Origin of the sequence: Iamia sp. SCSIO 61187 (assembly GCF_019443745.1) — a bacterium.
GTDB lineage: Bacteria > Actinomycetota > Acidimicrobiia > Acidimicrobiales > Iamiaceae > Iamia.
Window position 1 is genome coordinate 2842462 of sequence record NZ_CP050948.1, and the last position, 12425, is coordinate 2854886.

Annotated in this window: 15 protein-coding genes; 3 read left to right on the plus strand and 12 right to left on the minus strand. The window is 75.6% G+C overall.

Annotated features, from left to right (window positions below; all coding sequences use genetic code 11):
- Positions 1 to 12 precede the first annotated feature (12 nt).
- The 10 genes from HC251_RS13530 to hisF form a co-directional block, all read right to left on the minus strand.
- Positions 13 to 684 carry a phosphoribosylanthranilate isomerase gene (locus HC251_RS13530; protein ID WP_219941135.1) on the minus strand — a complete coding sequence of 224 codons (672 nt, stop codon included), beginning with the start codon at positions 682 to 684 and terminating at the stop codon, positions 13 to 15.
- Positions 685 to 735: 51 nt separating this feature from the next.
- Positions 736 to 1557, minus strand: coding sequence for an indole-3-glycerol phosphate synthase TrpC (gene trpC / locus HC251_RS13535; protein WP_219941136.1), 822 nt, complete (start codon positions 1555 to 1557; stop codon positions 736 to 738).
- Positions 1558 to 1644: 87 nt separating this feature from the next.
- Positions 1645 to 2214 carry a J domain-containing protein gene (locus HC251_RS13540; protein WP_219941137.1) on the minus strand — a complete coding sequence of 190 codons (570 nt, stop codon included), beginning with the start codon at positions 2212 to 2214 and terminating at the stop codon, positions 1645 to 1647.
- Between the two features lie 2 nt (positions 2215 to 2216).
- A complete protein-coding gene (locus tag HC251_RS13545; protein WP_219941138.1) occupies positions 2217 to 3107 on the minus strand; it encodes an alpha/beta fold hydrolase in 891 nt (296 codons plus the stop codon).
- Between the two features lie 82 nt (positions 3108 to 3189).
- The gene (locus HC251_RS13550; RefSeq protein WP_219941139.1) at positions 3190 to 4008 is read right to left on the minus strand and encodes a folate-binding protein YgfZ; all 819 of its coding nucleotides are present in this window, start codon (positions 4006 to 4008) and stop codon (positions 3190 to 3192) included.
- A 4-nt stretch (positions 4009 to 4012) separates the two neighbouring features.
- Positions 4013 to 5581 (minus strand): anthranilate synthase component I family protein, encoded by a 1569-nt coding sequence (locus HC251_RS13555; RefSeq protein ID WP_219941140.1) that lies wholly within the window; start codon positions 5579 to 5581, stop codon positions 4013 to 4015.
- An 11-nt stretch (positions 5582 to 5592) separates the two neighbouring features.
- Positions 5593 to 5952, minus strand: coding sequence for a phosphoribosyl-AMP cyclohydrolase (gene hisI, locus HC251_RS13560; RefSeq protein WP_219941141.1), 360 nt, complete (start codon positions 5950 to 5952; stop codon positions 5593 to 5595).
- A 19-nt stretch (positions 5953 to 5971) separates the two neighbouring features.
- The gene (locus tag HC251_RS13565; protein WP_219945704.1) at positions 5972 to 6265 is read right to left on the minus strand and encodes a co-chaperone GroES; all 294 of its coding nucleotides are present in this window, start codon (positions 6263 to 6265) and stop codon (positions 5972 to 5974) included.
- A gap of 88 nt (positions 6266 to 6353) precedes the next feature.
- Positions 6354 to 7628, minus strand: a complete 1275-nt coding sequence (locus HC251_RS13570) for a glycosyltransferase family 39 protein (RefSeq protein ID WP_219941142.1) — start codon at positions 7626 to 7628, stop codon at positions 6354 to 6356.
- Entirely contained in the window at positions 7625 to 8401 is a 777-nt protein-coding gene (gene hisF, locus HC251_RS13575; protein ID WP_219941143.1) for an imidazole glycerol phosphate synthase subunit HisF, read from the minus strand. The genes HC251_RS13570 and hisF overlap by 4 nt, the downstream gene beginning before the upstream one ends.
- 43 nt (positions 8402 to 8444) lie before the next feature.
- Between hisF and HC251_RS13580 the strand changes: the two genes are divergently transcribed.
- The 3 genes from HC251_RS13580 to HC251_RS13590 are packed head-to-tail and all read left to right on the plus strand — an operon-like array spanning position 8445 to position 10863.
- On the plus strand, positions 8445 to 9248 hold the full coding sequence (locus tag HC251_RS13580) for an isocitrate lyase/phosphoenolpyruvate mutase family protein (RefSeq protein ID WP_219941144.1): 804 nt from the start codon (positions 8445 to 8447) through the stop codon (positions 9246 to 9248).
- On the plus strand, positions 9245 to 9820 hold the full coding sequence (locus HC251_RS13585; RefSeq protein ID WP_219941145.1) for a histidine phosphatase family protein: 576 nt from the start codon (positions 9245 to 9247) through the stop codon (positions 9818 to 9820). The genes HC251_RS13580 and HC251_RS13585 overlap by 4 nt, the downstream gene beginning before the upstream one ends.
- Before the next feature lie 35 nt (positions 9821 to 9855).
- Positions 9856 to 10863 (plus strand): NADP-dependent oxidoreductase, encoded by a 1008-nt coding sequence (locus HC251_RS13590; RefSeq protein WP_219941146.1) that lies wholly within the window; start codon positions 9856 to 9858, stop codon positions 10861 to 10863.
- 15 nt (positions 10864 to 10878) lie between these two features.
- On the opposite strand, the gene HC251_RS13595 is transcribed toward HC251_RS13590, so the two are convergent.
- Together HC251_RS13595 and hisA are read right to left on the minus strand one after the other, a co-directional pair.
- On the minus strand, positions 10879 to 11670 hold the full coding sequence (locus HC251_RS13595) for a GNAT family N-acetyltransferase (RefSeq protein WP_219941147.1): 792 nt from the start codon (positions 11668 to 11670) through the stop codon (positions 10879 to 10881).
- A gap of 20 nt (positions 11671 to 11690) precedes the next feature.
- The gene (gene hisA, locus HC251_RS13600; protein WP_219941148.1) at positions 11691 to 12425 is read right to left on the minus strand and encodes a 1-(5-phosphoribosyl)-5-[(5-phosphoribosylamino)methylideneamino]imidazole-4-carboxamide isomerase; all 735 of its coding nucleotides are present in this window, start codon (positions 12423 to 12425) and stop codon (positions 11691 to 11693) included.

Here is a 12425-nt window from a genome sequence, read left to right on the forward strand (position 1 = left end):
TTGACAGCTCGGTCACGTGTCGTCGATCCAGTCGTAGGGGATGGCGTCGGGGCCGGGCTCGGCCGCCGGGGCGGCGGCCCGGGCGTTGGCCACGAACAGGCGGACCTTGCGGGGGTCCTTCTTGCCGCCGGCCGCCCCGCTCGACCGCTCGACGCCGGAGGCCACGTCGACGCCCCACGGACGGACGGCCTCCACCGCGTCGGCCACGTTGTCGGGGGTCAGCCCGCCGGCCAGGAGGAGCTTGAGCCCGTCGGGGACGGCGGCAGCCAGGTCCCAGTCCCAGGTCTCGCCGCTGCCCGGGCGGGCCCCGTCGAGCATCACGATCTGGGCGCCGTACTCGTCGGCCCGGGCCAGGGCGGGGTCGTCGGCCCGGAAGACCTTGATGACGAACGGGACGCGGGCGGCGACGTAGCGGGTGGCCTCGATCGACTCCCGGCCGTGGAGCTGGGCCCCGCGCAGGCCGGCCTCGTTGACGATGGAGACGACCCGCTCGGGGGCCTCGTCGCGGAAGATCCCCACGGTGAGCGCCTCGGCCGGCAACCGGCGGGCGATGTCGCGGGCCGCCTGGGGGGCGATCTGGCGCGGCGAGCCGGAGACGAAGTTGAACCCGACCGCGTCGGCGTCCATGGCCACCGCCAGCAGGGCATCCTCCTCGCTGGTCACCCCGCAGATCTTCACGAACACGGGGCCGATCGTACGGCGACCGGCTCCCGGACCCTGCACCCGTTGCTCGGGCTACTCGTCGGCCGCCGGGTCCCGGCGGGCGGCCCGGAGGGCCCGCACCGCGGCGGCCGGGTCGCCGTCGGTCACCACCGACTCGCCCACGAGGACCGCGTGGTAGCCGGCGTCGGCGAGGCGCCGGGCGTCGTCGGGCCCGCGGACACCGGACTCGGCGACGCGGACGACGCCCTCGGGGATCTCACCGGCGACCCGCACCGCCCGGTCGGTGTCGACCTCGAAGGTGAAGAGGTCCCGCTGGTTCACGCCGACGAGGTCCGCGCCGGCCTCGAGGGCCCGCTCGACCTCGGCCTCGTCGTGGGCCTCGACGAGGACGTCGAGCCCCACCTCGGCGGCCAGGGCGCGGTAGTCGGCCAGCTGGTGGTCGTCGAGGGCGGCGACGATGAGCAGGACGGCGTCGGCGCCCATGGCCCGGGCGTCGAGCACGTCGGCCTCGACCACGGTGAAGTCCTTGCGCAGCACCGGGACCTCGACAGCACCCCGGGCCTCGCCCAGGTCGGCGGGCGAGCCCCCGAAGAAGTCGAGGTCGGTGAGGACCGACAGGGCGGCTGCGCCGCCCTCGGCGTAGGCCTCGGCCACCGAACCGGCCACCAGGTCCGGGGCCAGGTCGCCCTTCGACGGGGACCGGCGCTTGATCTCGGCGATCACGGCCAGGTTGCCGGCGGCGTGGTCGGCGGCGAGGGCGACCCGGAAGCCGCGGGTCGGCCCGTCGGCCATGGCCTTCTCGGCCGTCTCCTCGATCGCCCCCTGCCGGCGGCGGTCGGCCGCCGCCGCCTGGCGGTGGGCGTCGATGATCCGGTCGAGGTACGTCTCGGGCACCGCCCCAGGCAACCACACCACCACCCCACCACCGACTTTGTCCGGAACCCTGCCGAGGAGGGGGACTTCCGGACAAGGTTCGTGGGGTCAGCGGTCGGGGTCGGCCGATCGGCTGCGGGCCAGCTCGACGAGCGGGAGCCAGATCCACAGGGCGAGGGAGATCCCGACCAGCATGAAGGCCACCGCCAGGACGGGGCGGGACGCGAGCACGAGGCCGAAGATCCCGACGACGGCGGCGCCGACGAGGATGCCGGCGGGGAGCAGGCGGACCGGGCGGCGGGGCCCGGGCGGGTCGGGCGGCAGCAGGTCGGTGTCCTCCTGCCAGGACCGGAAGTCGTCCATCCAGGCGTCGTCGTCGGGGCGGGGGCTCCAGGGCTTGCCCGCCGGCCGCGGGCGCGGGTCCGGGCGGCCGGCGCCGTGGCGCACGAGGGTCGCGTCGTAGGCCCGGCGCCGGGCCGGGTCCGACAGCGCCGACCAGGCCTCGTTGACGTCGCGCATCCGGCGGTCGGCGTGCTCGCGCTCGGCCGGGCTGCGGCCGGCGTGGGCATCGGGGTGGAAGCGCCGGGCCAGGGCCACGTAGGCGCGGCGGATCTCGGCCGGGTCCGCCCCGGTCGGGATGCCGAGGGTCTCGTAGTGGGTCTTCACCCGATCGGCCACCGTCACCCCCCTGTGGGGTCGGAGGCGCGGGCCACCACGTCGCGCACGGCGTCGGCCACCACGTCGGGGGCCTCCTCGGGCACGAGGTGGCCGCAGAACGGGACGAGGGTCAGCGCTGGTGCGCCCGCCAGGTCGTCGACCAGCCGCGCCCCCCACGACGGGGAGAGGAAGGCGTCGTCGGCGCCCCACACCACCGCGGCGGGGCCCTGGTAGGCCCGCAGCCCCGGCAGGCACTCGAGGGTCACCCGGTCGTCGCCGAAGAGCACGAACCGGCGGGCCCGCTCCCGGCCCTCGGTGGTCAGGAGGGGCCGGAGGTACTCGTCGACGATGTCGGCGTCGAGGCGGCGGGCGTCGTAGACGGCCCGTCCGAACCCGATGTGGGCGTTGGTGCCGACCCGTCGGGGCAGGTCGAGGGCGTAGGCGAGGACGTCGGCGCCGGGGGTGCGGGCCAGGCGCATGAACTGGGCGGCGACCGGGACGGGCCAGTTGTCGTAGGCGACCGACGCCACCAGCACGAGCCCGGCCACCCGGTCGGGGTGGTTGGCGACGAGCTGCTGGGCGACGGCCCCACCCTGCTCGTGCCCGACGAGCACCGCCCGGTCGATGCCCCGGCGGTCGAGCCAGTCGAGCAGCAGGTCGGCCTGCATCGGGGCGCCGAAGTCCTCGTAGGGCGAGACCACCGTGTCGCCCAGCCCGAGCAGGTCGGGAGCGAGGGCGTGGACCTCGTCGCCCAGGCGGCGGATGACCCGGCGCCAGAGGACGGCGTGGGTGGGGAAGCCGTGCAGGAGCACCACCGTGGGCCGGTGGGGATCGCCCGCCTCGACCACGGCCAGGTCGGCCGGGCCCAGGCGCTCGAAGGCCTTCAGGGGCAGCCCGTGGACGACGGCGGTCACCGGCCCGATCGTACGTCCGCGCCCGCCCGGTGCCAGGTTCGAGCGATCCGACCGGTCGCCTCGGTGGCGATCGGTGGCGCCCTCAGGAGATGGGGAGGTCCACGGCCCGGACCTCGGCCCCGTCGACCAGGACCGTGGCGGGCACCTCGACGCGGCGGTGGAGGAGGGCGAGGCCGACCTCGCCGGCGGCGCTGGTGACGACGCCCACCTCCTTGCCCTCGGGCCCGGTGACCACCGCCCCGGCGGCCAGGCCGGGACCGACGAGGCCCCGCAGGTGGCGGGGGACGTTGCCGCCCCGGCTGTCGATCCGCGCCACCAGCTCCTGGCCGGTGTAGCAGCCCTTGGTGAAGCTCACCGACGCCTCGATGACCCATCGGCCCAGCTCGGCGGGGATGGTGTCGGGCGTGATCTCGGCGCCCATGCGGGGGACGCCGGCGCGGATCCGCAGCGCCTCGTACCCGTCGGCGTCGAGGGCGACGGCGCCCACGGGCAGGTCGGTCGGCAGGTCGTCGGGGTCGGCGTCGAACACGTCGGAGCCGGGTGCGCCGGGCCACCCGCAGGGCACGCCGTCGAGGACCTCGGCGCCCCGCACGGCCAGCACGTCGACCGCCTCGGTGAGGGCGATGTCGACCTCGGTGCGCAGCTTGAACCGCTCCAGGCGGGCGACCAGGCCGGCGCCGGCACCGGGGTCGGTGTCGAGGCGGACGGTCTCGGGGCCGGCCCGGTCGACCCGCATCCAGGTGTCGACCTTGCCCTGCGGCTGCAGCACGAACGACAGGGCCGCCCCGCCGACGTCGAGGGCGGCCACGTCCTGGCTCAGCTGGCCCTGGAGGTAGCCGGTGGTGTCGGGGCCGGTGACGGTGACGACGTCCCGGGCGATGCGGGTGGTGGTGACGGGCACGGGGTCAGGATGCCGAGCCGGCGGCCGAACGCACCCCTGCCGCCCGCCGGGCGGCGGTCATCCGCCGCGCTGCGGGCACGGCGGCGAGCAGGGCCCGGGCCTTGTTGTGGCACTCGAGGTCCTCGTGCTCGGCGACGGAGTCGGCCACGATGCCGGCCCCGGCCTGGACCGAGGCCCGACCGTCGGGCCGGCAGATCATGGTGCGGATGGCGATGGCGGTGTCGATGGCCGCCCCGAAGTCCACGTAGCCGACCACGCCGCCGTAGGGCCCGCGCTTGGCCGGCTCGAGGGCGTCGATGATCTCCATGGCCCGCACCTTGGGCGCCCCGGTGAGGGTGCCGGCCGGCATGGTGGCGCGCAGCACGTCGATCGGCGTCCGTCCCTCGGCCAGCTCGCCGGACACCTGCGAGGTGAGGTGCATGACGTGGCTGTAGCGCTCGAGCGTCATCGTCTCGTCGACGTGGCAGGTCCCGTACCGGACCACCCGGCCCACGTCGTTGCGGGCCAGGTCGAGCAGCATGACGTGCTCGGCGACCTCCTTGGGGTGCTCGGCCAGCTCGGCTCCGAGGCGGCGATCCTCCTCCTCGGTCCGGCCCCGGTAGCGGGTGCCGGCGATGGGCCGGGAGATCACCTTGCCGTCGCGCAGGCGCACCAGCGGCTCGGGCGAGGCCCCGACCAGCGACACCTCCGGGTGGCGCACGAAGTACATGTACGGGCTGGGGTTGACCTGACGCAGGACCCGGTACACGTCGAAGGGGTCGGCGTCGAGCTGGAGGTCGAAGCGCTGGGCCAGCACGACCTGGAAGATGTCACCGGCGAGGATGTGCTCCTTGGCCACCTCGACGGCGGACTCGTAGAGCCCGCCCCCCATCGTCGAGGTCACCTCGGGCAGCTCGTCGGCGGGGTCCGGGGGCTCGAGGAGGGGCTCGTCGAGCGGACGGGCGCCGTCGCGGGCCAGCTGCTCCAGCCGGGCCACGGCGGCGTCGTAGGCGGCGTCGATCTCGCGGTCGGTGGCCCGGGGCGGCACGAGGGCGTTGGCGATCAGGGTCACCCGCTGGCGCCAGTGGTCGAAGGCGGCGATCTCGCCGATGATCGACAGGACGGCGTCGGGCAGGCCGTGCTGGTCCTCGGGGACGTAGGGCAGGTGCTCCACCTCGCGGACGACGTCGTAGCCGAGGTAGCCGAGCAGGCCGCCGTGCAGGGGCGGGAGCCCGAGCTCCTCAGGCGTCCGCGCCCGTGCCAGCAGGGCGTCCACCGCGGCGAGGATGCCCTGGTCGAGGGGCAGGTCCGAGGTGACGGCCGCGACCGTGCCGGCGTCGGCGCCCTCGACGGTGACGTCGCGCCCGCGGGCCACGAGCGTGGCGACGGGGCGGCGCCCGACGAAGGACCAGCGGCCCCAGCGTTCGCCGTGCTCGACCGACTCGAGCAGGAAGCCGGGCTCGTCGTCGGGGCAGAGGCGGGTGAAGGCGGACACCGGCGTGATCTGGTCGGCCAGCAGCTCGCGCCACACGGGGACGACGGTGTGGTCGCGCGCCAGGGTGCGGAAGGTGGCCCGGTCGGGCGTGAGGGGCACGGCGTCCTCGCTCAGCCGGTCCCGAACGACCGGAAGAAGCACGAGTGGGCCCCGGTGTGGCAGGCCCCGGCCCCCTCCTGCTCGACGATGAGGAGCAGGGTGTCGCCGTCGCAGTCGTAGCGGGCCTCGCGGACCCACTGGCGATCGCCCGACGTGTCGCCCTTGCGCCACTCCTCCTGCCGTGACCGGCTCCAGAACACGGTCCGCCCCTCCTCCAGGGTGCGGCGCAGGGTGGCCTCGGTCATCCAGCCCAGCATCAGGACGTCGCCGGTGCCCTGCTCCTGGACGATGGCGGGCACGAGCCCGTCGGCGTCGTAGCGGACCTGGGCCAGGTCGTCGGCGCGGACCTCGATCGGGGTGGCGGCGGGCATCAGATCGACCCTACCGAGGTCACAGGTACAGGCCGGTCGACGATTCGTCGAGGCGCTCGGAGGCCACGGCGTGGACGTCGCGCTCGCGGAGGATGATGAAGTCCTCGCCCCGGACCTCGACCTCGTAGCGGTCCTCGGGGTTGAACAGCACCTGGTCGCCGACCTCCATGGTCCGGACGTTGGGCCCGGCGGCGACGACCTCGGCCCACGCCAGCCGCTTGGACGTCTGCGCCGTGGCCGGGATGAGGATGCCCCCCCGGGTGCTGCGCTCGCCCTCGCTCTGGGCCCGCACCAGCACGCGGTCGTTGAGCATCTTGATCGGGAGCTTGTCAGCCACCACCCGAGGGTACGGCGTCGGCGCCAGCCGACCCCCACAGGGCGTGGGCGGGGTCGGAGGACGGCTACCGCCGGGCCCTCGCCCACCAGCCCTCGACCGCCGCCGCGGCCAGGACGACGAGGGCCAGGTCGGCGGGGACCCGGAAGCGGGGGTTGCCGTAGAACGCGACGGCCACGAGCGTCACCATCACCGGCAGGGCGAGCAGGAGGACGACGGGCCGCCCCGCCCGCCGGAGCCGGACCGCTCCGGCCGCGGCCAGCGGCACCAGGAGGGCGAGCGTCGCCAGACCGGCCCACGACACCGGGCGGGGCCGGTTCTGGAGGACGTCGAGCTCGACGCCGTCGGAGGGCCGGAAGACCCCCCACAGCCGCCCGACCCGCGCTGCCCCCACCTCGGGCAGCGCCCCCAGGTTCTGGCGGACGTGGTCCTCGGCGTCGGCTCGGATCCGGGCCGAGAAGACCGACTCCTCCAGCGTCTGGTTGGAGTGCTCGGCGAAGCACTCCGACGACCACCCTCCGACCTGGGAGCCGGCGTAGGTCAGGTCGCAGTTCGCCCCGGCGAAGGCGCTGTCGGCCGAGGCCGAGAGCAGGACCCGCTCCTCGAAGCGCCCGGCGTTGTAGGCCAGCCACGGGGCCAGCACCACCCCGCACGCGACCGTGGCCACGACCACGAGGGCGGCACGAGGGCGCCAGCCGTCGAGGCTCGGGGCCCACAGGGCGACCGGCACCACGGTGAACCCGAGCAGCGCCAGCCCCTCTCCCCGGGTCAGGCCGGCCAGCGCCACGACCGCCCCGAGCGCCGCCGCCTCCGCGACCCGGCGGGGCCCGGCGCCGTCCCAGATCCGGTGGGCGAGGAGGAGGGCCCCGGCGACGGCGACGGCGTAGAGGGGCTCGGGCATCAGCTGGCCGTCGTTGGCCCACAGCACGGGGGCGACGGCGGCCAGGGCGGCGGCCACGATCCCGGCTCGCGGCCCGGCCAGGCGCCGGCCGAGGAGGGCCACCAGCGGCACCACGGTGGCGCCGATGAGGGCCGTGACGACCCGGTGGGCCCCGAACGACGACAGCCCCAGCTTCGAGGCCAGGGCCAGCACGACCACCAGGAGCGGCGGGTGGTCGGCGCTCGGCGCCCCGTCGGCCCGGTAGGGGGCCACGAAGCCCAGCCCGTCGGCCACCGCTCGGGCCTGGCGGTGGTAGTAGATCGGGTCGAAGGTGACCAGGAAGCCGGGCTCGGAGGGCACGGTCGACCCGGCCACGTAGGCCAGGCGCACGGCCACGGCCACGGCCAGGGCCGCGAGGACCCACGGCCAGAACCGGCCCGACCCCTCCCCTGCGTCGGTCACGCCGACGGCCGGACCGTGATCCCCGCTGCGGCCATGACCGCCTTGGCGTCGGCCACCGAGTGCTCCGCCCAGTGGAAGATCGAGGCGGCGAGCACGGCATCGGCGCCACCCTCGAGGACGCCGGCGACGAGGTGGTCGAGCGTCCCCACGCCCCCGCTGGCGATCACCGGGACGGTCACGGCGTCGCTGACCGCCCGGGTGAGCTCGACGTCGAAGCCGTCGCGGGTGCCGTCGCGGTCCATCGAGGTGAGGAGGATCTCGCCCGCGCCGCGGTCGACCGCCTCCACCGCCCACGCCACCGCGTCGAGGGCGGTGGGGTTGCGACCGCCGTGGGTGTAGACGCCCCACCCGCGGAGGGGGTCGTCGACGTCGCGCCGCCGGGCGTCGATGGCGACGACCGCGCACTGCGACCCGAACTCGGTGGCCACCTCGGTGATGGCCTCGGGGCGGGCGATGGCGGCGGTGTTGAGCGACACCTTGTCGGCGCCGGCGCGGAGCATGCGGCGGGCGTCCTCGACGGTGCGGATCCCGCCGCCCACGGTCAAGGGGATGAAGACCTCCTCGGCCGTCCGGGCCACCACCTCGACCATGGTGTCGCGCTCGTCGGAGCTGGCGGTGATGTCGAGGAACACCAGCTCGTCGGCGCCCTCGGCGTCGTAGCGGGCGGCCAGCTCGACGGGGTCGCCGGCGTCGCGGAGGCCCACGAAGTTCGTGCCCTTGACCACCCGGCCACCGGTCACGTCGAGGCAGGGGATCACCCGGGCGGAGCGCATGATCTCCGACCGTACCGGCCGCCCGTCGTGGGAGGCTCATGGGATGGACCTCACCGCCCGCCGTGACCGTCTGCGCGAGCTGCACCGGGAGGGGACGTTCGTCATCCCCAACCCCTTCGACCGGGGGTCGGCCCGGATCCTCGCCCGCCTGGGGTTCGAGGCCCTGGCGACCACCAGCGCCGGGTTGGCCAACAGCCGGGGGCTGATGGACATGGCCATCGACCGCGACATCCTCCTGGCCCACGTGGCCGACCTGGCCCCGGCCACCGACCTGCCGCTCCACGTCGACGCCGAGCGGTGCTTCGCCGACGACCCCGCCGGCGTGGCCGAGACGGTGCGGCTCCTGGGCGAGGCCGGGGCGGCGGGCTGCTCGATCGAGGACTGGGACCCGGCCGCCGACGCCTTCACGCCGCTGCCCGAGGCCGTGGCCCGGGTCGAGGCGGCCGCGGGGGCGGCGTCCGACGCCGGGATGGTGCTGACCGCTCGCTGCGAGCACCACCTCCACGGCGTGGACGACCTCGACGCCACCGTCGAGCGGCTGGTCGCCTACCGCGACGCTGGGGCCGACGTCGTCTACGCCCCCGGGCTCCTCGACGCCGCCCAGGTCACCCGGATCGTGGCCGAGACGGCGACGGCGGTGAACTGCATCCTCCTCGCCGGCGGGCTGTCGGTGCCGGAGATGGCTGCGGCGGGGGTGCGGCGGGTCTCGCTCGGCAGCGGGCTGTCGAGCGCGGCGTACGGTGCCGTGGCCACCGGCGCCCAGCACGTCCTCGACCACGGGGTCCTCGATCCCGGCCTCCCCCGCCTGCCGCACGCGGTCGCGGCGGCGGCGTTCGGCCGCTCGTGACCACCTCGCGGCTCCTCCTCGTCCGCCACGGCCACACCGACTGGGCCGCGACCCGTCGCCACACCGGGCGCACGGACGTCCCCCTCAACGCCGAGGGCGAGGCCCGGGCGCGCGACCTGGCCGGCCTGCTGCCCCTCGACGACGTCGTCGCGGTGTGGTCGAGCCCCCTCGTCCGGGCCCGGCGCACCGCCGAGCTGGCCGGGTTGGCCGTCGACGAGGTCCTCGACGACCTCGTCGAGTGGGACTACGGCTGGGCCGAGGGCCGGACCACCGCCGAGATCCGGGAGGAGCGGCCCGGCTGGACGGTGTGGGACGCACCCGACCCGGAGCGGGAGACGGCCGACGAGGTCGGGGCGCGGGTCGACCGGGTCATCGCCCGGGCCCGCACCCTCGACGGCACCGTCGTCCTCGTCGCCCACGCCCACCTGCTGCGGATCCTGGGCGCCCGCTGGCTCGGGCTCCCCGCCCTCGTCGGCCGTCACCTGACCCTCGACCCCGGCGGCTGGGCCCTCCTCGGCTGGGAGCGGGAGACGCCGGTCATCGAGCGCTGGAACGTCGCCGCTCCCGGGTGACGGCGCCGGGCGGCACGGGGAGGGATGATGCGGGCATGACCGCCACCTCCCGCCGCCTCGTCCTCGCCTCCCGCCCGACCGGCATGGTCGACGGCGACGTCGTCCGGGTCGAGGAGGTGCCGGTCCCCGAGCCCGAGCCGGGCCAGGCGGTGGTGCGGGTCCGCTACGTGTCGATCGACCCGACGATCAGGGGGTGGATGGACGACCGCCCCGGCTACCTGCCGCCGATCGAGCTCGGCGCCGTGGTGCGCAGCGGCGGGATCGGCGAGGTCGTCGCCAGCGCCAGCGACCGGTACCCGGTGGGTGCATCGGTGTTCGGGATGCTCGGCTGGCAGGACCACGCCATCGTCGACGAGGGCGAGGCGGGGGCCCAGATCCTCCCCGACGGCGTCGAGGCCACCTCGGCCCTCAGCGTCTTCGGCGTCACCGGCATGACCGCCTACTTCGGGCTGCTCGACGTGGGCCGACCCGCCGAGGGCGACACCGTCGTCGTCTCCGGCGCCGCCGGCGCCACCGGCTCGATCGTGGGCCAGATCGCCAAGATCAAGGGCGCCGGCCGGGTCGTCGGCATCGCCGGCGGGCCCGAGAAGTGCGCCTGGATCGTCGACGAGCTCGGCTTCGACGCCGCCATCGACTACAAGGCCGACGACGTCGCCGCCCGGCTGGCCGAGCTGTGCCCCGACGGCGTCGACGTCTTCTTCGACAACGTCGGCGGCTCCATCCTCGAGGCCGTCCTCGACAACCTGGCCCTGCGCGCCCGCGTCGTCCTGTGCGGTGCCATCTCGATCTACAACGACCGCGACGGCGCCCCCGGCATCCCCAACACCTTCGAGCTGATCAACACCCGGTCGCGGATGGAGGGCTTCTTGGTCCTCGACTACGTCGACCGGTTCCTCGAGGGTCAGCTGGAGATGTTCGGCTGGGTGGCCGAGGGCCGCATCCAGCACCGCGAGCACGTGGTCGACGGCCTGGAGAACGCCGTCGACGCCCTCAACCTGCTCTTCACGGGGGGCAACTCCGGCAAGGTGATCGTCGCCGTGTGAGGTGCCCTCCACCGTTCAGCGGGGTGCCGAGACCCGGTAGTGGTAGGCGTGGCTGGGGGTGAAGCCCGTGCCGCGGTACAGGGCCTGGGCCCCGGGGTTGTCCACCTCGACCTGGAGGTAGGCGTCGGTGGCGCCGGCCCCGAGCCCCGCCCCGGCGAGGGCGCAGAGCACGGTGCGAGCGGCGCCGCGGCGCCGGTGGGCGGGCGCCGTGCCCATCCCGAACACCCCGAGCCACCGTCCCTCGACCACGCTGAAGCCGACCCCGGCGAGGTCGCCGTCGCGGCGCGCCACGGCGGCCAGGGCGCCCGGGCCCAGGTCCTGGAGGAGCCGCCCGTAGGCCTCGACCCGGCTCCGGGACGCATCGTCGTCGCCGTGGACGGCGCCGTAGCGGCGAGCCCAGGCCTCGTCCACGCCGACCGCCACCTCGACGGTGACCTCCTCGGCCCCGGAGGCGGCGCCCACGTCGGCGAGCGGGGCGACGAGCATGTCGACCGGGGCCTCGACCTCCCACCCCCGGTCGGCCAGCAGCCGGTCGAGGGCGGCGGCGGACGGGTCCGCGGTGGAGATGACCACGGCGATCCGGAACCCGCGCTCGTCGTACCAGCCGGCCAGGCGGTCGATCACCGCCTCGGCCCGGGCCGGGTCGGCACCCGCGCCGACGGGCGGCAGCACCGAGTTGCACCGCCGGAAGGGCAGGCCGGGCGCGCACTTGGCCGCCCAGCCGTCGACGACGTGGGTCTCGGGCGACGCCGTGGCCCGGGCCGCGACCTCGTCGAGCTCCCGCGCCGGGTCCGGTTGGGTCGCCATCGTCCTCGACGGGGCCTCGCCTACGCCGAGCCGGCGGCGGCGAGGGCGTCGTCGATGGAGAGGCTGCCGTCGTAGAGGGCCTTGCCCACGACCGCTCCGGCGAGGACCCGGATCCCCTCCTCCAGGGCGACCAGGTCCCGCAGGTGGGCGGCCGACCCCACGCCGCCGGAGGCCACGATGTCGGTCTCGCACTCCTGCAGGAGCAGGCGGTAGGTCTCCACGTCGGGGCCGGTACCGACCCCGTCGACCTCGATCTGGGTCACGACGTAGGCGACGAAGCCGGCGTCGTCCATCTCCCGGGCCACGTCGAGCAGCTTCCGGCCCGAGCCCTCGGCCCAGCCCCGGACGGCGACCTCGTCGCCCCGGGCGTCGAGGCCGAGCACGACCCGGCCGGGGTGGCGGGCGGCCACGGCGCGCGCCCAGGCCGGGTCCTCCAGGGCGGCGGTGCCGAGAACGACCCGGGCCACGCCCGCATCGAGCAGCTCGTCGACGTCGGCGTCGCTGCGGATGCCGCCGCCGGTCTGGACCGGGGTGAGGGTGGAGGCGGCCACGGCCTTGATCACCTCGCGGTTGGCGCCGTCGCCGGTGCGGGCCCCGTCGAGGTCGACGACGTGGATCCACGGCGATCCGGCGTCGGCGAACACCCGGGCCTGGGCCACCGGGTCGTCGCCGTAGACGGTCTCCCGGGCGAAGTCGCCCTGGGTCAGCCGCACGCAGCGGCCACCGCGCAGGTCGATGGCAGGGAACAGGTCCAC